This is a genomic window from Pseudoalteromonas apostichopi, from assembly GCF_030297135.1.
GTDB lineage: Bacteria > Pseudomonadota > Gammaproteobacteria > Enterobacterales > Alteromonadaceae > Pseudoalteromonas > Pseudoalteromonas apostichopi.
The window spans coordinates 842,446-865,322 of the sequence record NZ_AP028066.1; the positions used below are offsets into that span (position 1 = coordinate 842,446).

Genomic DNA, 22,877 nt, shown 5'->3' on the forward strand with positions numbered 1-22,877 from the left:
GAAATAAACGTGATAATTCCAGCACTCGATGTATTACAAAACCAAATTGTGCGCTTATATCAAGGTAAGTATGATACAGCACAATTTTACCCTTACGAACTTAGCGCACGCTTACAAGAGTATGCAAATAGCGGCGCAGGTAAACTACACCTCGTTGATTTAGAAGGTGCGCGCGATCCAAATAAAAAACAGTGGCAGCATATTCAAGCGGCAACCAAAGCGCTTAATGTGCCTTATCAAGTAGGTGGCGGTATTCGCTCTGAGCAAGATGTTGCCGACTGGCTTGAAGCCGGTGCTAACCAAGTCGTGATTGGCTCAATGGCCGTTGAAAAGCGCGAGCAAGTACAAGCTTGGATTGAAAAATTTGGTGCAAAGCACTTCGTTATAGCACTTGATGTAAATAAAACGGAAAACGGCTGGGCACCAGCGACACATGGGTGGCTAAGTGAATCTAAGTTTGGTTTGTTCGAACTTGTTGATTTTTACGTAGCTCTCGGTGTAATTGATTTTCTGTGTACAGACATCAGTAAAGACGGCACGATGACAGGCCCTTCATTTGCACTTTATGAAGATCTAACTAACCACAATAGCGAGATTAAAGTTCAAGCATCAGGCGGTGTAAGCTCACTTGATGATATTGCAAAGCTGAAAAAACTTGGCGTTGGCGGTGTTATATTAGGTAAATCATTACTCGATGGTGCCTTTAATGTTGAGGAGGCGTTAGCATGTTATCAAAACGCATAATTCCTTGTTTAGATGTTAAAGACGGTCAAGTCGTTAAAGGTGTTAAATTTAAAGGCCATGAAGTAGTTGGTGATATTTTAAAGCTTGCAAAAGCATACAGCGATGCCGGTGCTGATGAACTAGTTTTTTATGAAATCAGTGCCAGCGTCGAAAAGCGTCTACTTGATGTAAATTGGGTAGAGAACATTGCGCGCCATATTGATATTCCATTTTGTGTGGCTGGTGGCATTAAATCTGTTGCTGATGCGGCACGTGTTTTAGAACGTGGCGCAGATAAAATCAGTATTAATAGCCCAGCTATCGCTCGCCCAGAGCTAATTAAAGAATTACACGATGAGTTCGGTAAACAATGCGTAGTTGTTGGTATTGATAGTTTTTATGATGAAAAAACTGATGAGTATTTGGTGTATCAGTTAACGGGTGATCCAAATGCATCAAGCCGTACTCGCTACAAAACCGAAGAATGGGTTAAGCGCGTGCAAGACCTAGGTGCTGGCGAAATCGTCCTTAATTGCATGAACCAAGATGGCGTGCGTAAAGGCTACGACAATGTTCAGCTATCAAAAATGCGTGCACTGTGCGATATTCCACTAATTGCTTCGGGTGGCGCAGGGACAATGCAAGACTTTGTTGATGTATTTCAGCAAAGCCAAGTTGATGGTGCTCTCGCTGCCAGCGTATTTCACAAGAACGTCATTGATATTGGCGAACTAAAACAATTTTTAATCGATAATAATGTAGCGGCAAGATTATGCAATTAACCAAAGACACTCTTACTCAAGTCGATTTTGCCAAAAGCGAATTGATCCCAGCTATTGTGCAAGACGCACGCACTGGGGTTATTTTAATGCAAGGCTTTATGAATCAAGACGCATTAGCTGCCACTTTTGACAAACAAAAAGTAACCTTTTTCTCACGTTCTAAAGAGCGCTTATGGACTAAAGGCGAAACATCAGAAAACTACCTTGAAGTTGTCTCGGTGCACACCGACTGTGATTACGACTCTATATTAGTACTCGCAAACCCACTTGGCCCAACCTGTCACTTGGGTACACAAAGCTGTTTTGGCGATGATGCAAAACCTAGCTTATCGTTTTTGGCCGAGCTTGAACAAGTTATTGTCTCGCGTAAAAATGATGACCCAAGCAAAAGCTACACTGCGTCTTTATTTGCAAAAGACTTAAGCCGTAGTTGCCAAAAAGTGGGGGAAGAAGGTGTCGAAGTTGCCCTTGCAGCTATGAAACATGATAACGATGAATTAACCAATGAATCGGCAGACTTACTGTATCACTTAACCGTGTTATTACAGCGCCAAGGCTTATCATTGGCCGATGTGGTGAGTTGCTTACAAGGCCGCCATAAGTAAATGAAGTACATTAAGATGCACCTTTTCAGGTGCATCTTAAATCTTATTGCCTAAGTGCTTTTAAAACATCACGAGTAAAGTCATGTTCACTAAAGCCTTTAAGACCCGCAAGATCATACCCTCGCCTAACAATAACTAGCTGCTCGCTTGGAATAATCACCAAATATTGACCTCGGTTGCCTCGCGCTGCGATAGTATCGTTTGGTAATTCTGGGAAGCGTTCGTTATAAAGCCACCACTGTGCACCGTATCCAGGTGCAGCTTCTGGGGGCTGCGCAGGTGCTGGTTTACTTATATAACTTAACCAATCTTTTGGTAATATTTGCTCACCTTGCCAGCGACCATTATTTAGGTGTAACAGTCCTAAACGAGCAAGATCTCGTGAGGTAGTCCACACTTGCGATGACAAAATAAAGTCACTTTGCCAGTCAGATTCTAAAAAAGTATGCTGCATGCCAATTTTATCGAGCAAGTTTTCATACGGATAACGTAAGTAACTCGCTTCATCGTTGAAAGTTTCTCTTAGAGTTCGAAGCGCTAACATGGTGTCGTTATTGGCATATTTCCAGCGGCTGCCAGGCTTTACTTCTAACGCAGTATGCGTTGCAGTATCAGACACTAAACCGCCCCCCATATAAACCCGATCTGTCCGGTTGCCCGCTTTATTACTATCTAAGCCTGATGCCATATGAAGTAAGTTTTCAAGAGTTATTTCACCACGCGGATCAAGCGAATGAGACCAACTTTCAAGCCCCGCTGGTTTAGTTACATCAAGTCGCTTTTGCTCTACCGCCACACCAATGATGCTAGCGCCAATACTTTTTGCAACAGACCAAGTTCGCTGTGCGGTTTCTGGGGTAAAGCCTGCTTTATATTGCTCTGCTAAAATCGCCTGTGGGCTTGCTATTAAAATAGCTGAAGTACGTGCGCCTTCGCCATAATGACGAGTAAAAGCCTGAGCAATGACCTCATCAAGCGCCTTATTGCCCGTTGTTTTATTAACACCATTTAGCGTTTGCCATGGCTTACCATCATCCTTTAGATCAGCTAGGTTTTCTTTAAACGGAGATTGCACAAGTGATGCAGATTCTAGGCTAGCTCCAACAGGCAAATCAACGCAACCTAAACGCGGACGCCACACTGATATACGCTGCTTATCTTTATCATAATCGACAGTGACTCGCCTATGCTTGGTATCAATATTTGCTTGCAGTGTTTTTACCGTGTCTGCGATTAAAGGATAAATTCCCGTAAGTTCATCTGTAACGATTTGCTCAGTCGTTTTGTCAGCATTAAACGTGGCACTACAAGTAAAGTTGGCGACATACCCTGCAGCATAAGCATTTAAGGTTACATCAGTTTCCTCACTACAAGCACAAAAGCTGATCCACAATAAACTACTTAGGAAGATTATTTTTTTCATTATTATTCCTTGGGGGCAAATACTATAAGTTAGCAAAAGGAAAAAATAATGATATGTTTTTACGGCAGAGTTAACGCTTTTAACGGTAAAAAAGCTGGATATTAAAAACTAAGAAGCATTATTTTTTTAAAAGTTTATAAACTGTTTAAACCTTTTGTACCAGCACCTGCGACTAAGCTAAAAACATCTCAAATATGAAAGGGAAGAACCATGTTAAGTAAAGTAAAAACACTCTCGCTTATTGCCGCAGGCCTATTATCAGCCCAAACATTTGCTTGGGGTGAAATGCCTCTGCAAGAAACCAAAAACCTTAAGCTAGATGCAGCATCATTAAGTGCTTTGAAAGTCGAAGCTGGCTCTGGTTTTTTGCACATTACAGGCACTGACAGTGATGAAGTAACCGTTAAAGCTGAAATTTATCAAGAACAGCCGCACGATGAATACTGCTTAACGCTTGAAGCTAAAGGCAATAATGCCGCACTTGGTGCAGGACAATGTGAACACCATACCAATAAGCAAACTCGCATTGATTTAACTGTTGCGATCCCGCGTTCATTTAATGTCGATGTGCACGATGGTTCTGGTGAGATTATTATTAGCCAAGTAGCTGATACAGTAATCAACGATGGTTCTGGTTCAATTACAGCTAATGACATTACAGGCACTTTAGAAATCAATGACGGCTCTGGCAGCATAGATGTTCGTAATGTCAGCCGTAATATTAAAATTCATGACGGCTCTGGCAATATTAATGTGGCAAAAGCACAGGGCAATATTGAAGTACACGACGGTTCTGGCGGTATCGATTTAAATGATATTTCCGGTGATGTTGTCGTTTCAGATGGCTCTGGAAGCATTCGCGTTGATACTGCGGCAAACTTTGAACTATTAAGTGATGGTTCTGGCTCTGTAAAAGTAACTAATATTGCCGGTAAAACTAAGATGTAAGCTCACGAATATATAACAAGATATAACCAAATGCCCTCCTTTGTGAGGGCATTTTGCATTGTAATTGCCAATCTTTATTAGCATTTTTACAAGGGCTTAGGTATCCTCTAGAAAACGTTTAAGGAACTGCTATTTAAAAGGATAGCCTGATATGAAAAAGCCACTCGTCGCCTTACTAACTGGCCTTGTTTTAACAGGTTGTACAGGACTAACAACTGAACAACAAGTTGCCATTGATAACTTAACCCCTTGCGAGAAAATCAACGCCCTATTAGGTGCTTACGACAACCGCTTTGAAGGCTTAAAACGTAGCCGTGTAAATACTAAATACATGGAAACATGGACAGCAAAATACAACCTTATTGCTGATAACTGTCAAATCACGGCGCTTGATAAAGACAATGTCACCTACCGTTGTGTAGGCAACTATGAGCAACAGCAGCAAGCTGTGGCCGATCACACCCGTGCGGTTAATTTTACCCAAGCTTGTTTAGCAGGTAATAATTGGCATCAAACACAAAAAGAGTCTGCAGAATCGTTACGCACCACGTTTGTGCTTGACGAAAACAACCCTGTTATCTCAATTCATTCGGGTAAAACCTTATCGCGTAAACAGCCTTGGTCTACCACTCTTGAAATTGGTAAACCCGTTGAAGGCAAATAAAATACCCTTGAAGGCTAATAGACATTAGCCTTCTCATCACTATGACAAATTCAAAAAAACCAACCAGCCAATTCAAAACAGATTGCATCGGCCAATGTCATCGCCTAAATGGCTTTTGCACTGGCTGTGGCCGCAGTAATGATGAAATTTTTGATTGGATCATTTTATCCGAGCAAGAAAAAAAAGTAATTTTAAATACCCCTCGCCCTGACATAAAAACGAAATAGTTCTGACACCCAAGCGTCATTAAAGCTTGTTAGCCTGATTCAAACTGACCATCAGGTAACGATAATGACCGCTATTTTTGTAATCAACTTAGCAAGCTCTACTGAACGATTAAACCGTGTAAGCCATGAGCTCAACGCACAGAATTTGGCATTTGAACGCCTTGATGCAATTGATGGAAGAGAGCTGTCTGATAAAGAGATAGCCAAGCACTATAGTGCTGATTTAAACCTAAAAAAATATCATAAGCCATTGAGCAAAGGTGAAATTGGCTGTTACTTAAGCCACAGAAAAGCATGGCAAACCATTGTCGATAGGCAATTAGATTATGCCATTATTTTAGAAGATGACTTTGTTCTCGACCGCTCTATTCACAGTGCAATTGACAACATTAATACATTAAAACAGCCTTGGCAGCTAATAAAATTGGCTGCTTACAAAGACCGCAATCGCGACATTGCTTTCACAAAACAACTCGCTGATGAGCAGCATTTAGTCATTCATAAAAAGCTTATGTCTGGCTGCTGTGCAACAGCTGTTAGTTTGGAAGGTGCAAAATCACTTTTAAAGGCCACAGCCACATTTGGCCGCCCCGTTGATTGTGATTTACAGCATGTTTGGGAAACCGGCGTATATGGATACTCATTGCTGCCCTACCCAGTATCACAACCCGATAATCCACAAAGTGATATTCGAGACCGAACAGACAAAGTTAAAAAATCGTTTTGGCGACGAAAAAAGCAGCAACTCCAAAGCACTGTACAAAATGCAAAATACTCTAAGCAGTTTATAAAAGCGCAGCAAACACCAAACAAAAAGAAAGGAGCCGCAGCTCCTCTCTTACCAATCAAAAACCATTAACGAGTTATTTTGCTAGGTTTGGGTGATCAACGCCCATCCATGCTTTAAACAATGCCATTTGAGCCGGTGTTGCATCTTTTAATGCTTGTACCTTTTTCTCTTTATCAAAGTCTTCACTAAGTGTCAGTGTCGTACTTTGCAATGCATCACGTCTAATGAAATCAACAGTCACTGTGTCGCCTGCTTTAAACGTTTCAAGGCTGGCTGTTAAATCTTTACCAACATGCTTTTTGTTAAACGCGACGATTTTATCATCTGTAGTTAAGCCCGCTTGCCATGCAGCGCCGCCACGGCGAACATGAGTTAAGGTTAATAACTCACCGCTGTTTTTAGCGAACGAGTCAATACTAGGTACTGATTTTGCACCTTCAGGGCGAATTAAACCTAACCCCACTTTTGCAAGTAGTGAATCAAAATCGATAGCTGCTGGCTCATCCACATTCGCTTGCCACCATGCGCTGTAATCACGACCCGTTAGCTCTTTTAAAATCGCTTTAACATCATCAGGCGTAAAACCATCTGGTAAACGGTGTTTGTTGTAAAGTGCACGGTGAACATCGCGGTAACTAATTTTGCCGTCGCTCTTTTCTAGTAAATCAATATCAAGCGCCATTGAGATCAATGAACCTTCTAAATAGATATTGGTGCTGTAGTTGCGTGCATGATCGCCGCCTTGGTTAATCCACTTATCAAAACTAGTTTCAGTTGCGCTTTGTACTTCGCGACCCGGTGTTTGTAAGTGACGATTAACTGTTTTGGTTAATGTACCGAAGAACTCATCCATTGTTTCAATACCTGCACGAACCATTAAGTGATCCTCAAAGTAGCTGGTTGAGCCCTCTGCAATCCATAATGTTTTCGCGTAGTTAATATTCGTGTAGTCGTACGGTGCAATCCCTTTAGGACGGTACGCTTTTACGTTCCAAGTGTGAATAAATTCGTGTGCTGCGGTGCTGATAAACGCAAGATAATCTTTACGAGAACCAAAACGATCGCGAGGACGTTGTATAATTGTTGAGTTTAAATGCTCTGTTGCACCGCCGGCACCTGACGTTGCATGTACCATAAATACGTAACGCTCATACGGGTAGCTATCCCAAATTACATTGCCAGTTGTAACGAGCTTTTTAAGGTCGGTTAGCATTTGATCTACGTCGTAGTTACCTTCACCCCAGATAACTAGTTCGTATTCACGACCATCAACGCTAAACTTATGTAGCTCATTGATACCACTCTCGATTGGTGAATCAACTAAAATGTCGTAATCTGCAGCTTTAAAGCTATGTTTAGAACCCGCATTTTCCATCCCCGACACTGAACGCCATTCTTTTGGTACGTTTAGTTTTACAGTCACAGGGTCTTGACGGAATGATTCACTAAACATAAAAAAGCCAGATGCATCAATAAATGCATGACTGTCATCAATATGTCGAGCGCGTTTACCTAGCTCGTTAGCGTATACTTGGTAGTCTACATTTACTTGAGTGGGCTCGTTTAGATGAACACGCCAAGTGCTGTGGTCAATTTTTTCCCACTTTAATGCTTTACCGTCATCATCTTTTGCTTCGAAAAAGCGTACACCATTGGCAAGATTTAAAATTTCATAACGGCCAGTACGCCAAGCTGGAAGTTTAATATCTAAATGTGCTTGTGCGGTTTGGGGAAACTCAACACTTACATTACCTAGGTGGTGCTCTGGCTGAGTGATAGACAGTGAGTAGTTTACATCTGCAAACACACTGTTAGAACAGGCCGCCAAGATAGACATTGCCAAAAACTTTTTCATAACAACTCTTTTTATTACTATCAAAATTGCAAAACAGACTAACAATTGCGAGAAAAAATGTGAATTAAAAACCGATAAACAACCATTGCAACAAGTTTGATAGACAAAATAGCTAAGTTTTTGACTTGGAAACTACATTTCGTATTAATTTGTTGTAAACTTATCGTATAGCAATTTTTGAAATTTGATGGCGGTATTACTTGGTGCAGCAACAGCATGATGTTCTTAATAAAAAGCTAAAGCAAGCGATCGACGCTCGTGCAGTGGTCGAAGATGCGCGCAAACATCAAGTTGAAGTCCTTTCTCAATTTGCAGCGAAACTATCACTCAGCTGTAAGGGACTAGACATTGAACTAGACAATCGATTGGCTAAATTTAGAAATGCGTTAAAAAAAGGTGTAAATTTCGATTTACTTTCACCGCTAATAGATGATGTGCTTGGCCTGTTAAAACACCAAGAAACTAAGCAAATGGCACTTCAACGCGAACTGAATGATAGTGTCACTGACGCTGGTAAGCAGCTACAAAAAGTGAGAGGTCTGCCTGATGATGCCCGTCGTTCGCTGCGTTATCTACTCGACCACGAATTAAATAATATTCAGTCTAATCATGACTTTGTTCCGTTACTCTCAAAGTTAGTGGTTATCTATCATCAAGCCCTACAAGCCAAACTTGCAACGACAAGCAAAACTGAAGCACAAATCAAGCCTGAACTTGCCACGCAACTTTTATCTCTTGCTAATGACTTAGTGCTCGAGGAAGAAAGTGCCGAGCAAATAAATAGCATCAAAAGCAAAATCACCCATAATGATAGTGTTGACGACCTACTTGATTCTGCGCTGAATATAATTAGCATCGTTACACGCAATATGAGTAAAGAGCGGCAATCAGCTCAGAGCTTTTTGATCTCTTTAAATCAGACCATTGAAGATTTACATCATTCAATTGTTTCTACTAGTAAACACTCAGAATCTCTCAGCGCCGAATATGATACGCTGAATAAACAAATCGAAAACAAGATTAAAAACTTGCATACGCAAACACAGCAGGCTACATCTATTTCTTCGCTTAAAGAGCTAGTAGAAGAAGAGTTAAAATCATTAAGTGATGATTTAATCGCTAAAGAAAAGCTAGAACAAACGGAGCGCGAGAACTTACTTGCCAGCTTCAACGATATTAATAACCGTATTAGTCATTTAGAAAGCAAGCTTTCGACCTACAAGCAGCGCCTTAATGAACAACGCTTTAAGAGTTTACTGGATGGTCTAACGAAGTTACCAAATCGTTCTGCGTTCGATGAGCGGTTCAATCATGAGTTCAACTTGTTTAATGTGCAGGAATCAGACATCACATTTGTAGTGATTGATGTTGACCACTTTAAATCAATCAATGACCAATATGGCCACAGTGCTGGTGATAAAACACTGCAGGTGATTGCCAAAGCATTACAAAAATCAATTCGTAAATCAGACTTCATTGCCCGTTACGGGGGCGAAGAGTTTGTATTACTAATGAGTGGAATGGCGATTGAAAAAGCGACAGTACCGCTAGAAAAGCTGCGCAAGACTATTCAAAGTATTCCGTTTAAATTCAAAGATAAGCAAGTAGAAATCACTATTTCTGCTGGTGCAACCCAGTTGAAAAAAGGTGATACCCCGCTAATTGCCTTTGACCGTGCCGATGAAGCATTATACAAAGCCAAGAACGAGGGACGAAATAAAGTTTGCATTAGCAAATAAAGGCCTCATCTAGTATGTGAGGTCTTTGACACATAATGATAAAGGCTCATTGACGAGCCGGGAGAGTGCTTATGTTAAAACAACTGAATCCTACAGGTGTACTGGATTTACTATCGCAACTAGAAGTTGATCTACTCGAACAATCATCCACCAGCGAGCGCTATAAATTATTTAGGAACTGTGTGCTTGCGGTTCTCAATGTGGGCAGCCACACCGATTCAAGCTTAGAAATTTACAATAAATACGAAGACTTTGATATTCGCTTATTAAGCCGAGAGCGTGGTATTAAAATTGAACTTGAAAACCCACCCGAATCCGCTTTTGTTGATGGCGAAATTATTACCGGTATTCATGAACATATTTTCTCGGTTATTCGCGATATTCTGTTTATTTGTCAAAAATATGAAAAAGACTTAACAGAACAAAAAGCCATCACTCATATGGTCTTTGATATGCTCAGAAACGCAGGCGCACTTAGAGTTAATAGTGACCCGAGTATGATCGTATGCTGGGGCGGTCATTCAATTAACGAGGTTGAATACAAATACACCAAACAGGTTGGCTATGAGCTTGGCCTCCGTGGATTAAATATTTGTACCGGCTGTGGCCCTGGTGCAATGAAAGGCCCAATGAAAGGTGCCACCATTGGACACGCTAAACAACGTATTACAAACAACCGTTATCTAGGTTTAACTGAACCAAGCATTATTGCCGCTGAACCACCTAACCCAATAGTAAATGAGTTGGTTATTTTGCCTGATATCGAAAAGCGTTTAGAGGCATTTATTCGCACCGCTCATGGCATTATTATCTTTCCAGGTGGTGCAGGTACCGCTGAAGAGTTGCTATACCTTTTGGGTATTCTGCTGCACCCAGATAACGAAAAACAATGTTTACCAGTAATCCTTACAGGCCCTAAAGAAAGTGAAAACTACTTTATTGAGCTGTGTAAATTCATCGAGAAAACATTAGGTAAAGCGGCACTTGATAAGTTTGAAGTGATAATCGACGATCCAGAGCGTGTTGGTAAAACATTAAAAGATAAAATGGTCGAGGTACGTGACTATCGTAAAAGCCAAGGTGATGCATATTACTTTAACTGGACGCTAAAAATCGATCATGATTTCCAACAACCGTTTGCACCGACTCATGCTAATATGTCGAGCTTAGATCTACATTTAGATCAACCAACTCAGCAATTAGCTGCTAATTTACGCCGTGCGTTTTCAGGCATCGTGGCTGGTAACGTTAAAGACGAAGGCTTACAAGCCATCAAACAGCATGGCCGCTTTGTGTTAAGTGGTGAGCCTGCACTTATGGCTGATATGGATAAACTACTGGCAGCATTTGTTGAGCAAGGCCGCATGAAGTTACCAGGCAGTAGATATATTCCTTGCTATGAGATCAAAGCTTAATAGGAGCCTATGTGACAACCCAATTACTTTTAATAGATGCGCTTAATCTTATTAGACGCATCTATGCTGTTGATAGTAATCAGAGTCATCACAGTGAAGAACATATGATAAAAGCAAGCTGTGCCCGCGTGGCACATGCTTGCAAAAAACTACGCCAGCAAACGAATGCTACTCACGCGATTGCAGTGTTTGATGGTGAAAAAAGCTGGCGTTATCACTATTTTGAAGCATATAAAAGCACTCGTTCACCGATGCCCGATACCCTCAAACAAAACTTATCATGCTTTAAACAAGCAATTGAAGAAACGGGCATTGTGATTTTCTCACCAGATAATGACGAAGCAGACGATATAATTGCTACCCTTGCTCATAAAGCTGCGACTAATAATGTACCTTCTACTATCGTCTCAACAGATAAAGGGTTTTTACCGTTTTTATCTGAGCAAATAGCTATATATGATTACTTTAAAAAGCAATATCTTGACGTTGAAGATATAAAGCAGCGTTTTAATGTACCCAAGCATCGGCTCGCTGATTTTTGGGCCTTAGCAGGTGATAAAACCAATGATATACCTGGGGTCAAAGGCATTGGTAACAAATCAGCGCAGCAACTTATAAATGATTATGAGTCGATTGAAGCAGCTATTAATGACGATGATTTAAACCCAACACTAAAACGTAAGCTTAGTGCTGGTATGGACATGTTTGTGATATCAAAAAACCTTGTCATGCTGCGTACCGATATTAACTTAGGCTTTAGTTTAAAGCAGTTAAGGCTCAATTAGTCGCAATCTCGTAGCACAGTTTGCTAACTGGGCGTATACTGAAAATTCGCGTTAGTTTTATAGAGTTACACATGTTTAAAAAGGTTTTCCAATATCTGGTACTTGGGTTAGGTGTTTATGCACTGATAGCAACCCTAGTGATCACTTTTTATAAAGATGATCCGCAAGCTATGATTTGGCAAGACCGTGAAGCTTTTAATAAACGCTATATCGCGAAACTATCTATTGATAAGCCCGAAAACCTCAATGCTGTACTTGATTATTTAGGTAGCCCCGATCTAACCTATGCTAAACGAGTTGAGGACAATGTTTGGCAAATTATTTTTTATCGCACTCAGCATGTTAAATCTGATGGGATAACCACTATAGATGAATGCACTGGCCTACTTTTTAAAAATGGTCAGCTGGTATTATGGGGACCAAGTGCCTATGAAAGCTATCAACAAGAAACCTAACAGCTTATGATGGAAAACGTGACGCCACGAGAATTGGCACGCTTATTTGATAGTACGCACCAGTTACTCAAGCTTTATCATCAAAAGCAAAAATGGTCACAAATTTTCCCTATACTAAGTAATCTTGCCGAGCGGTATTATCTACTATATCAAGCCTGCCCAAAAGGCATGCAAGCGCAATTAAGTTTGTATGTTGCGAACCACGGCTACACGACCAATTTAGTCGTAAACCAATGTGTTATTGCCTGTACTTTATGCCACAGCCTTAACTACAACCAAGCAATTAGTGAACAGATAATTAGCTGTTGTTTAGCCAATTACCTATGTGTGCAATCACAAAGCAATAAATTAGCCGCAGGCCAAACACTCACAGCTCAAGATAAAAAGCTTTGGCAGTGTCGTCATCAATTAGCCGCAAAACTACTAAAAGACTCAGGCCCACATACGCTTTCTATTCAGCATTTATTAGCTCGTTTAAATAAATATAAACAAGCACTATTAAGCGCACCAAAAATTATGATTTACGATGGTGCAACAACCCTAGTAGCTCTAGCTAATATTATTGCTATGAATACGACTTATCGCGATTCGGGTGGTCATATTAGTATGCACAAAGCTATGGCTGATATCTACTTGCGCACTCCGAACGAGTTTGCTCAAAATGCTATAAAAGCATTGATTGCTCATATTGGTCCTTATATTCCAGCAAGTGAAATAAAGTACGCAGAGCAGGTGCTTATCTATTTAGCCACAGATGAACATGGCCGCCATATTTTAGTTGATGCCAGTTGCCCAGATAAAATTCGCTGGCACCGCTTTAAAGCAAACTTAACTATTTTTGACAAACAAAGACTTTGTAAAGATACTCGTTTGCTATACACCGTATGGTTTAGTGAAAACATTAATTTTGCCGAGCCACAGCCTTTAAATCAGCAACGTAGACAGCAATATTTAGAGCTAATTAGCACATTAAAAGTATCAAAAGAATACAGCTACCGTAGCTTAGATAAGCTTTTAAGCCCCTACCCTGAATTGATTACGCAGCTTACTATTGCCGTTAAGCCCTATAATAAAGAGCAGCAAAGAGCTAAAGACTTACGCCATTGTTTATCTATGGTCGGATACGATAACGCCCCTGCGATTATTCAAAAAGTCTTATTTCAACGCTTAGTTGCAACCACCTCTCATCCGCTTTTTCAGCATATATCTAAGCGCCTTGAGAATATGGTGCGAATTATCCAGGCGCTATTTAAACACATCGACTCAATTCAATTTGAACAGGTTGCTTTGCCGTTATATGCCTATGTTTTGTTCCTTTGCGAGCATCAAGCAACTAGCCTTTCACGTAAAACCATTTTTGAACAAGCCGAAGAACAGATAATAAGCCCGCCACTGGCTTGTTTATTTGGTGTTAGTCAATTAAACCAAGAACCTCTGACGATGTATTTAAATCAGCTGATTGGCGACAATAGCTGGACTCAGCATTTACTAGGTAGTGAGCAACATAAAAAACAGCAACTTGATATCAACGAAAAGCATTGGGTCGCAATTAAGCTTTTTACTTATTATGTTTTCCAACCAAAAGCCCTGTTTAGTAGTTGGCAAGAGCAAATTATTTCCGATAGTTTATTGGCTGCTGGTTGGCAATCAAAAGCAGATTTTTATGCATATCTCAAAAACTGTGAATTTGCAGACAATTTTTAGAGTGTGTTGTTAAAAAGTGCGAAAACGTTAAATAAATATGAACTTTAGTCTGTTTATAGTCAGTATTCACAGGATAAACTGGCAAAAAGCTGAATAAATTGCTATAAAAGCCGCTTAAATTTTCAAACACATTCACGTAAACCTTCTAACAAGTAAATCGCATGCTATTTCGCGACGAGTTTACGTGTTTATCTACTCATAAATAGGAAAAGTAAATGGCTAAACAAACCATCACAGTGATCAAAGGCGACGGCATTGGTCCTAGCATTATTGATTCAGCACTTGAGATCCTTGAAGCTGCAGGTTGCGATTTTGATTATGAATTCGTTGATGCTGGCCTTGCTGCCCTAGAAAAAACTGGTGAGTTACTGCCGCAAGAAACAATCGACACAATCGCGCGTAACAAGATCACTTTAAAAGGCCCATTAACTACACCAGTTGGTGAAGGTTTCACTTCAATCAACGTAACTTTACGTAAAAAGTTTGGCCTATATGCTAATGTTCGTCCTGTTAAATCATTCGCAGGTACACAAGCTCGTTACGACGATATCGACATCATCACAGTTCGTGAGAACACACAAGGTATGTACTCTGGCCTTGGTCAAGTAGTATCTGAAGATGGTAACGAAGCAGAAGCAATGTCTAAAATCACCCGTGAAGGTGCAGAAAAGATCGTAACTTTTGCATACGAGTTAGCGGTACGTGAAGGCCGTAAAAAAGTAACGGCTGTGCACAAAGCTAACATCCTTAAATCAACATCTGGTTTATTCTTAAAAGTTGCACGTGAAGTAGCTGAGCGTTACCCGCAAATCGAATCAACAGAAATGATTGTTGATGCAACATGTATGAAACTAGTTATGACTCCTGATGAGTTTGATGTAATTGTTACTACAAACTTATTTGGTGATATCTTATCTGACTTATGTGCAGGCCTTGTTGGTGGTCTTGGTATGGCTCCTGGTGCAAACATTGGTGAAGATGCAGCTATCTTCGAAGCCGTACACGGTAGTGCTCCAGACATCGCAGGCAAAAACCTTGCTAACCCAACTTCAGTGATCTTAGCATCTATCCAAATGCTTGAGCACTTAGGTATGGCTGACACTGCAGAGCGCATCCGTAGTGCAGTTGCTGATGTAATCAAAACAGGCGACCGCACAACGCGTGACCTAGGCGGCAGCCACGGCACTACAGACTTCACTCAAGCTGTAATTGAGCGTCTATAAGAGAACAATTGTTTAGGGCTTATGACAACATAACCCTTAACCCCCCTACCAAAAGCCAGTCTCAGACTGGCTTTTTTATTACCTCTAATTAATCAGACACCCACTTTTATTTATCAAGATAAGAAAAGCAAAACAAGACACCCAACTTAATATTTCACATTCCTAAAAATTGTGCCTAAACTTAGATTGTTCAACTCATGGAGGAGAAGAGCATGGCAACCCCTCGTAGAAACTTAATTAGCGTTTCAAACACACCTTACTACCACTGTATTTCACGCTGCGTTCGTCGTGCTTATTTGTGTGGTCAAGACCCACTAACCGGTCGTTCTTATGAACACCGGCGCGAATGGGTAGAAAAAAAACTACTCAAACTCGGTCGAATATTTTGTATTGATGTTTGTGCCTATGCAGTTATGAGTAATCATACTCATTTGGTTCTACACATTGATATAGCAAAAGCTAAGCGTCTAAATAATAAAGCTATTCTGATTAGGTGGCACAAGTTATTTAAAAGCACTTTTCTTTGTCAACGATTCTTAAATGGCGAATTACTAACACAAGCAGAGCTTTCAGCGGTGAATATCAGAGTAAATATATATCGAGAAAGGCTCAGCAGTATTAGTTGGTTTATGCGTGTGCTTAATGAGAGCATTGCACGAAAGGCCAATCAAGAAGATGAGTGCAAAGGGCGATTTTGGGAAGGTCGCTTTAAATCGCAAGCCTTGCTAGATGAAGCCGCACTTGCAGCTTGCCTTGCTTACGTTGACTTAAACCCAGTAAGAGTAAAAGTGGCTGATTTACCAGAGCGTTCTGATTATACAAGTATAAAAACACGCATTGAATCAGCTCAAAAAGACAAACAACCCAAATCATTGATGCGTTTTGCTAGTAAGCCACATAATCATATGTCTAAAGGCTTACCATTTGAGCTTAAAACATATTTGCAGCTCGTTGATTGGACTGGCCGCTCAATACAAAAGGGTAAACCCGGTGCAATACCTAAAGACGCACTACCTATCTTTGAACGATTAAATATCTGTGCTGTCAACTGGCTTACACTCACCACCTCATTTACACAGTCATTCAAAAATGCAGCGGGTAAAGAGAGAGCTATCAATGCATATACAAATCGCATGAAGCGACAGCGAAGAAGCTCGATTACAAATAGTTTAGCTTTATTTGCTTAGTTGCATGTTAGGCATTGAGTTTCTATTTTATAAACTAAACTTCCTTGCAAACTGGAGGCGAACCTTCTTGACAAATAGAGTTACCCTGTACGCACAATTTAAAAAATAAAGCCATCATATTGGATTGCTTTTTTGAAGAGTCCCCATCAAATAGTACAAAACTTCTTAGTCTATATAATTTGTTGACCTCGACTTACATCTTACTAAATGACCGCTTGCTGTTAGAAATTAATTTGGGTGTCATGTTTTCAGATAATTTAAAGAAGCTTTTTATTAAAATGGGTGTCTAAATAAATATCTCTTATAAAGTGGCTAAGTTATGCATTTCAGACATGAAAATGCATTATCTATTGGTAGAGTTATTAATTAACTACACGAACGATTCAATGCATAGTTACACCATCAAAATCAGGATAAACAAAATACAGATGCAAAAAAACCAACATAAAAATCAAATATGGAAAAATTAATGCAAAAACACTCTTTTGCGGTTGACATCAGTTTCTAAAACACTTAAAAATACTACTAACATTTTTTAAACAGCAAACATTTAGTCTGCTGTCTGTTTTTAGAAGAAATTAAAAATAATGAATATTCGCCGCCACCTTTTAGTCGTCAACGTTCTCGTACTGGTCTTAGTTACAAGCCCAGCGGGAGGCTATTAAAAGGTGAAAGCACGCTTTTTAAAAAACCCCCGCCTTATGCGGGGGTTTTTTTATGCATTTATGCTGCACAGATAGAGGAATGAGGATGAGTACAACTGAATATAATGGATCCGAACTAGTTGTTCGGGCACTTAAAGAATTGAATGTAAAGTATATTTTCGGCTATCCTGGCGGGTCTGTCCTTGATTTATATGATGCGTTATTTCAACAAGAAGATATTGAGCATATATTAGTACGCCACGAACAAGCTGCTACTCATATGGCTGATGGTTATGCCCGTGCGACTGGTGAAGTTGGTGTTGTACTTGCAACCTCAGGCCCAGGTGCAACAAACTGTGTTACAGGTATTGCTACTGCTTACATGGACTCTATTCCTATGGTGGTACTTTCAGGCCAAGTTCCTACAGGTTTAATAGGTGATGATGCATTCCAAGAGACTGATATCGTTGGTTGCTCTCGCCCTATCGTAAAGCACAGTTATAACTGTCGTAGCGCAAAAGATATTCCAACAATCTTAGCCAAAGCATTTTACTTAGCCAGTACAGGCCGCCCTGGCCCGGTTGTGGTTGAACTACCAAAAGATATGCTTAACCCTGAATTAAAGTTTCCGTTTGAGTTTCCAAAAACGACTGAGCTTAGAACTTATAACCCGAATACCAAGGGTCATTCAAAACAAATTCGTAAAGCTGTTAGCGCTATATTAGAAGCTAAAAAGCTGGTTATTTATTCAGGTGGCGGCATCATACTTTCAAACACCTCTGAGCAACTAACTCACTTGGTTGAATCATTAAACGCACCGATCACTAATACCTTGATGGGTCTGGGTGGCATCAGCGGTACGCACCCTAACTTTATTGGCATGTTAGGTATGCACGGTAGCCTTGAAGCAAATAAAGCCATGGCAAATGCTGATGTTATTTTAGCCTTAGGTGCTCGATTCGATGATCGGGTAACAAATAATGTTAAGAAATTCTGCCCAAATGCCACCATCGTTCATGTTGATGTTGACCCAACCTCAATATCTAAAACAATCAAAGCGCACATCCCAGTTGTTGGCTGCTTACAAACTGTACTTGAACAGTTACAAACAGCGATTGATAAAAGCTCTATTTCAATTGATCGTTCTGCACAAGAAGATTGGTGGCGTCAGATCATTAGCTGGCGTGAACAAAAATGCCTTAGCTACAGCACCGATGGCGATAAAATCAAACCACAAGCGGTTATCGAAGCAATCTACAAGGCAACCAATGGTGATGCTTACATCAGCTCTGATGTAGGTCAGCATCAAATGTTTGCAGCTCAGTATTATCCGTTTAAACACCCACGCCAATGGATTAACTCTGGTGGCTTAGGCACTATGGGCTTTGGTTTACCTGCGGCAATGGGCGTGAAGCTTGCTTTCCCTGAAAAAGAGTCAATCTGTGTGACTGGAGATGGTTCAATTCAAATGAACATCCAAGAACTATCAACCTGCTTACAATACAATTTAGCAGTAAAAGTTGTGTCGTTGAATAACCGCTCTCTGGGCATGGTGCGTCAATGGCAAGATATGATGTATTCAGGTCGTCACTCATCTTCTTACATGGAATCACTTCCTGATTTCGTAAAATTAGTAGAAAGCTATGGTCATATAGGTATTCGCGTTGATCATATTGATGAGCTACAGCCTGCTATTGAAAAAGCCATGTCTATAAATGACAGGTTAGTATTTTTAGATATCTGTGTAGATGAGAAAGAACATGTTTACCCTATGCAAATCAAGCTAGGGGCAGTCGATGATATGTGGTTACGTAAAGGAGTAAAAGCATAATGCGCCGTATTTTATCAATCTTATTAGAAAACGAACCTGGCTCGTTATCGCGCATTGTAGGCTTATTTTCACAGCGCGCTTACAACATCGATAGCCTTACTGTTGGTACGACTGACGATCATTCTCTGTCGCGTATTACCATTACCACTATGGGTGATGATCGTATCGTTGAACAAATCACCAAGCAAGTGAACAAGTTAGTAGATGTCCTCAAGATTATTGATCTAACCGAAATGGCGCATATTGAACGTGAGCTGTTGCTAGTTAAAGTATTTGCCCAAGATGAGACAACTCGTGCAGCAGTAACTCGTGTTGCAGATGTATTTCAAGGTGCTATTTTAGATATGGGTCGCCACAGCTACACTCTGCAGCTTGTAGCGAGTACTGAAAAGATCGAATCTTTCCTTGATACCCTGCGTCATGAAACCGATATTATTGAGGTAGTGCGTTCAGGTGCAGTTGGCATTGGTCGTGGTGATAAAGCGTTAAAGGCGTAAGCCTTTTTCGCAGTAGCGATTAAATTACAGACACAAAAAAAGGGCTATAAGCCCTTTTTTCAATAAATAGTAAGTTACCCTATTAAGGATTAACTTGGTCTTTAAGACCTTTACCCGCTTTAAAGCTTGGGATAGTTGCTGCCGCAATTTGAATTTCTGCACCAGTTTGTGGGTTACGGCCAGTACGCGCTGCACGCTCTTTTACTGAGAAAGTACCGAAACCAACTAATGCTACTGAGTTACCTTCTTTAAGAGAGTTAGTAACTGCGCCAGTGAATGCATCTAGTGCACGAGTTGCTGCCGCTTTTGAGATTTCTGCATCAGTAGCAATTTTTTCAACTAATTGAGCTTTATTCATTGTTAGATTCCTATTCGTTATTATTTTGCCTTCGCAAAACCTATCTTTATGCATTTTTGAGAAGTTAGCAACAGCAAATTGCTATTTTTACGTAATTTATTCAAAAATGACTACTATTTAACTATCAATCACAAGGTTAGTGACATCAGTATTAATAAAGACTTAATTTAACTTCCATAACTAAATTTTATGATAGCCAAACCATCATTCAATTTTCTCGATAACTAAGGTAACTTCCCCAACCTCAAAGCCAAACTTATCAATAGCGGTACGGTTTATCAAGCGTGATTGTGTTACCAAGTACATCCAATCATCGAAATTCACCACTAAAGTACTATCTTTATATGGAAGTTCGACAGAATATGTCCAGTGGAACACACTACCATTACTATCACCCTTTGCTTCGCCAACCACATCTGAGGCTGTACCTGTGATACTGCCATCTTCATTGATGGTGATATACCAAATACGCGTTTGCGTTTCGCCATCATCATAAACAAATTGCTCGTCAATCACTCCCTGATTGCCATCCCAAGTTGCTTTCATATCGACAACCAGCTTACGAGTTAATTCACCTTTATGGTCTTGAACAACGCCGTAGGCTTTGAGCTTTCCGCTAAAAAACTGTTTAAAGTCAAACTTAGGTTCTGTGCCTTGATAATAATCAACGTTTGGCGCAGAGCAGCTGGTAATTAACAATACCATAGCAAAAATAAAAAGTGCTTTGAGCTTAATCATGTTTCCCTCCAATAAGCTGTTTTCGAAGTGATGGTTCAGAAGTGTCAGGACTTAACCAAATTGCTAAAAAGTTATTAGCGAATTTTTTGTCACCAACCTGACCTAACTTTTTGTCATTAAAGTAGAAAGTACCAATGCCTTGCTCGTTCGTACGAAACGACAGCGAATCATTCTTTTTGATATCAGGCCAAAGGGCTAATAACTGTTCGTCGTATACACCTACCATGTCATTGAGCTTTAAATGTTGCCATTGCTCGTTGGTTGCTTTAACGATGTCTTTTGCATCAAAATCCCGTAAATAGGTAAGTGTTAACTTGCTGGGGTGCTGACCAAATTGATACGAACCCGTTGGCGTTTCTAGTTTGGCGTTATACACATCCCAAAATAGATACTCCATCTTGGCTTGTCCTACTGTTTTAAAGCCGTTTGCGATAGCCCCTGCTGAAAAAAATAACGCAGCAAACAAGGATAATTTAAGTGACTGATACATCAATAAATCCTAAAAGTTGTGTTATTAATCATTACGTAAAGCATAACTGAACTGATCATTTAGACGCTAAAAATCGCTTATTAATAGTGATGATAATCATAAACATGCTCGCCCATCCTAAACCATAAATAAGCCAAAACTGCCAAATAGCAAATTGTGTGTTAAGTACTTCAAAGCGCATCCCAGCGTAGTAACTGGCTGGAGCAAATAACGCGCAAACACCCCAGCCAATATACCAAGGCAACTTTTGTAGAAATTTCATCGAAGTATTAATAGTTAGAAGTAGCGCAGTCCAAAGTACAGCAAGCCATAAGGGAAAGGGACTCTCTTTAAAAGCGAGTAAATTAAAACTACTCGCTAGCCATTCATAACCTAAAGCAAGCGGTAAGCCGCATAAAATTAGCCAAATATCTTGTCTTCGCTGCGTTGATAAAAAAATCATCACAGCTACAACAGCTAAAGCGGGTATCAGAGAGTTGTGTTCGAGGAGTAAGGCCATAAACCAAACTCCTTGAAACAACGCAAAATTAATAATTGAGCGCGATATCATCGCCAGAATGGCCAAAACGCGGTTTACGGGCAACTAAATGAACGGTACTGATGGCGCGGGTTCTAAATGCTCCTTCACAGTAAGCTAAGTAAAATAGCCATAAGCGATAAAAACGCTGGTCAAATTTCACTTTATCTATTTCAGGCCAACTAGCAACAAAGCGCTCACGCCAGTCAGCCAAGGTTCTTGCATAGTGAACACCAATATCTTTGACACTATGCACGACCATGTCTGTTTGCTGCTTTATTTGCTTATTCATTTCATCTAAGCAAGGCAGGCAGCCACCTGGGAAGATATATTGCTGAATAAAGTCTGAGTTCTTTAGGTAATGACTGTAACGCTGATCAGCGATGGTAATTGCTTGGATAAGCATTGCACCACTGTCTTTTAATAAAGACTGACATTTAGCAAAAAAGCCTGGTAAGTACTCATGACCTACTGCTTCAATCATTTCGATTGACACAAGCTTATCGTATCTACCTTCTAACAGACGATAATCCTGCTTCAGTAAAGTGATTTTATCCTCAAGTTTTAGCTCTTTAACTTTTTGTTCTACATAAGCATGTTGCTCATCAGAAATCGTCGTAGTCGTAACATGACAATCAAAATGTGTTGCAGCGTAAATCGCAAAGGCGCCCCACCCTGTGCCAATCTCAATAACAGAATCACCTGGCTGTAAATCAACTTGCTCACAAATTAATGCCAGCTTATGAGATTGGGCTTGTTCAAGGGTGGCTTGTTTTGAAGGATACACTGCACAAGAATACAGCATTTCATCACTTAAAAATGCACTGTATAGGTCGTTACCTAAATCATAATGCGCTGCAATATTCTTTTTCGAACCGCTGGCTGAGTTTTTATTTTTAAGATGATTAAGTCTGTGCGCAATACCACTTAAAAAAGCAAATTTTTTCTCAAAGGCATCTAGTTGATCTTGATTAAGGGCAAATATTTCAATAAGTTTAGTGAGGTTGTCACAATCCCAATAACCAAGAATGTAGGCCTCACCAGCACCAACACTGCCAGATAAAGCAAATGACTTATACATCGCAGCATCATTCACTGTAACCGTTGCGTTCAAATCACTTGTCAAATCACCGAAATGCTCTTTTTGATTACCTTCAATGAGCGTAATACGTCCAGTATCTATACTGTTGAATGCACCTATGACAAGTTTTTTATACAGCTTTGTCATCCAGCAAGTCGTTGCGGCTTGCGTTAAATTTGATACTTTTTCCATCACA

The 22,877-nt window shown here is 40.2% G+C and carries 23 protein-coding genes; 16 read left to right on the forward strand and 7 right to left on the reverse strand.

Annotation, left to right across the window (positions count from 1 at the left end; genetic code table 11):
* The first annotated feature begins 9 nt into the window (after positions 1-9).
* From QUE86_RS19790 to hisIE, 3 genes are read left to right on the forward strand one after another with little or no spacing between them, the layout of a single operon-like run.
* Positions 10-744, forward strand: coding sequence for a 1-(5-phosphoribosyl)-5-[(5-phosphoribosylamino)methylideneamino] imidazole-4-carboxamide isomerase (locus tag QUE86_RS19790; protein WP_167657554.1), 735 nt, complete (start codon positions 10-12; stop codon positions 742-744).
* The gene (gene hisF / locus QUE86_RS19795) at positions 726-1,505 is read left to right on the forward strand and encodes an imidazole glycerol phosphate synthase subunit HisF (RefSeq protein WP_167657553.1); all 780 of its coding nucleotides are present in this window, start codon (positions 726-728) and stop codon (positions 1,503-1,505) included. Before QUE86_RS19790 ends, hisF begins: the two co-directional genes overlap by 19 nt.
* On the forward strand, positions 1,496-2,110 hold the full coding sequence (gene hisIE, locus QUE86_RS19800; RefSeq protein ID WP_130052642.1) for a bifunctional phosphoribosyl-AMP cyclohydrolase/phosphoribosyl-ATP diphosphatase HisIE: 615 nt from the start codon (positions 1,496-1,498) through the stop codon (positions 2,108-2,110). The genes hisF and hisIE overlap by 10 nt, the downstream gene beginning before the upstream one ends.
* A 43-nt stretch (positions 2,111-2,153) precedes the next feature.
* On the opposite strand, the gene QUE86_RS19805 is transcribed toward hisIE, so the two are convergent.
* Positions 2,154-3,533, reverse strand: coding sequence for a serine hydrolase domain-containing protein (locus QUE86_RS19805; protein WP_250662170.1), 1,380 nt, complete (start codon positions 3,531-3,533; stop codon positions 2,154-2,156).
* 210 nt (positions 3,534-3,743) lie between these two features.
* On the opposite strand from QUE86_RS19805, the gene QUE86_RS19810 reads away from it, so the two are divergent.
* From QUE86_RS19810 to QUE86_RS19825, 4 genes are all read left to right on the forward strand, one after another.
* Entirely contained in the window at positions 3,744-4,481 is a 738-nt protein-coding gene (locus QUE86_RS19810; RefSeq protein ID WP_167657551.1) for a DUF4097 domain-containing protein, read from the forward strand.
* 151 nt (positions 4,482-4,632) lie between these two features.
* Entirely contained in the window at positions 4,633-5,145 is a 513-nt protein-coding gene (locus tag QUE86_RS19815) for a hypothetical protein (RefSeq protein WP_256853886.1), read from the forward strand.
* A 41-nt stretch (positions 5,146-5,186) separates the two neighbouring features.
* On the forward strand, positions 5,187-5,372 hold the full coding sequence (locus QUE86_RS19820; RefSeq protein ID WP_286260626.1) for a DUF1289 domain-containing protein: 186 nt from the start codon (positions 5,187-5,189) through the stop codon (positions 5,370-5,372).
* A gap of 64 nt (positions 5,373-5,436) precedes the next feature.
* Complete coding sequence (locus QUE86_RS19825; protein ID WP_286260627.1) at positions 5,437-6,231, forward strand: glycosyltransferase family 25 protein; 795 nt, start codon at positions 5,437-5,439, stop codon at positions 6,229-6,231.
* A 4-nt stretch (positions 6,232-6,235) separates the two neighbouring features.
* Here the strand turns inward: QUE86_RS19825 and QUE86_RS19830 are convergent, their stop codons facing one another.
* Positions 6,236-8,017, reverse strand: coding sequence for a M61 family metallopeptidase (locus QUE86_RS19830; RefSeq protein WP_130052649.1), 1,782 nt, complete (start codon positions 8,015-8,017; stop codon positions 6,236-6,238).
* Positions 8,018-8,220: 203 nt separating this feature from the next.
* On the opposite strand from QUE86_RS19830, the gene QUE86_RS19835 reads away from it, so the two are divergent.
* From QUE86_RS19835 to ilvN, 9 genes are all read left to right on the forward strand, one after another.
* Positions 8,221-9,756, forward strand: coding sequence for a GGDEF domain-containing protein (locus QUE86_RS19835; protein ID WP_130052650.1), 1,536 nt, complete (start codon positions 8,221-8,223; stop codon positions 9,754-9,756).
* 71 nt (positions 9,757-9,827) lie between these two features.
* Entirely contained in the window at positions 9,828-11,171 is a 1,344-nt protein-coding gene (ppnN, locus tag QUE86_RS19840; protein ID WP_130052651.1) for a nucleotide 5'-monophosphate nucleosidase PpnN, read from the forward strand.
* 11 nt (positions 11,172-11,182) lie between these two features.
* Positions 11,183-11,956, forward strand: a complete 774-nt coding sequence (xni, locus tag QUE86_RS19845; RefSeq protein WP_286260628.1) for a flap endonuclease Xni — start codon at positions 11,183-11,185, stop codon at positions 11,954-11,956.
* A gap of 71 nt (positions 11,957-12,027) precedes the next feature.
* The gene (locus tag QUE86_RS19850) at positions 12,028-12,411 is read left to right on the forward strand and encodes a DUF3192 domain-containing protein (RefSeq protein ID WP_054563904.1); all 384 of its coding nucleotides are present in this window, start codon (positions 12,028-12,030) and stop codon (positions 12,409-12,411) included.
* Between the two features lie 6 nt (positions 12,412-12,417).
* Positions 12,418-14,115, forward strand: coding sequence for a hypothetical protein (locus tag QUE86_RS19855; RefSeq protein ID WP_286260629.1), 1,698 nt, complete (start codon positions 12,418-12,420; stop codon positions 14,113-14,115).
* A gap of 215 nt (positions 14,116-14,330) precedes the next feature.
* The gene (locus QUE86_RS19860) at positions 14,331-15,338 is read left to right on the forward strand and encodes an isocitrate dehydrogenase (protein ID WP_130052654.1); all 1,008 of its coding nucleotides are present in this window, start codon (positions 14,331-14,333) and stop codon (positions 15,336-15,338) included.
* 212 nt (positions 15,339-15,550) lie between these two features.
* A complete protein-coding gene (locus QUE86_RS19865) occupies positions 15,551-16,525 on the forward strand; it encodes a transposase (RefSeq protein WP_286260630.1) in 975 nt (324 codons plus the stop codon).
* Between the two features lie 750 nt (positions 16,526-17,275).
* Positions 17,276-19,000 carry an acetolactate synthase 3 large subunit gene (locus tag QUE86_RS19870; protein WP_130052655.1) on the forward strand — a complete coding sequence of 575 codons (1,725 nt, stop codon included), beginning with the start codon at positions 17,276-17,278 and terminating at the stop codon, positions 18,998-19,000.
* Positions 19,000-19,497: an acetolactate synthase small subunit gene (gene ilvN / locus QUE86_RS19875; protein ID WP_130052656.1), complete on the forward strand. Its 498-nt coding sequence runs from the start codon at positions 19,000-19,002 to the stop codon at positions 19,495-19,497. The genes QUE86_RS19870 and ilvN overlap by 1 nt, the downstream gene beginning before the upstream one ends.
* A gap of 82 nt (positions 19,498-19,579) precedes the next feature.
* Here the strand turns inward: ilvN and QUE86_RS19880 are convergent, their stop codons facing one another.
* From QUE86_RS19880 to QUE86_RS19900, 5 genes are all read right to left on the reverse strand, one after another.
* Complete coding sequence (locus tag QUE86_RS19880) at positions 19,580-19,855, reverse strand: HU family DNA-binding protein (protein ID WP_036972004.1); 276 nt, start codon at positions 19,853-19,855, stop codon at positions 19,580-19,582.
* Between the two features lie 204 nt (positions 19,856-20,059).
* Complete coding sequence (locus QUE86_RS19885; RefSeq protein ID WP_130052657.1) at positions 20,060-20,593, reverse strand: DUF3833 domain-containing protein; 534 nt, start codon at positions 20,591-20,593, stop codon at positions 20,060-20,062.
* Positions 20,586-21,083, reverse strand: coding sequence for a chalcone isomerase family protein (locus QUE86_RS19890; RefSeq protein ID WP_286260631.1), 498 nt, complete (start codon positions 21,081-21,083; stop codon positions 20,586-20,588). The genes QUE86_RS19885 and QUE86_RS19890 overlap by 8 nt, the downstream gene beginning before the upstream one ends.
* Positions 21,084-21,138: 55 nt before the next feature.
* Positions 21,139-21,582 (reverse strand): DUF2878 domain-containing protein, encoded by a 444-nt coding sequence (locus QUE86_RS19895; RefSeq protein ID WP_250662181.1) that lies wholly within the window; start codon positions 21,580-21,582, stop codon positions 21,139-21,141.
* Positions 21,583-21,610: 28 nt separating this feature from the next.
* Entirely contained in the window at positions 21,611-22,873 is a 1,263-nt protein-coding gene (locus QUE86_RS19900) for an SAM-dependent methyltransferase (RefSeq protein ID WP_286260632.1), read from the reverse strand.
* Positions 22,874-22,877: the final 4 nt, after the last annotated feature.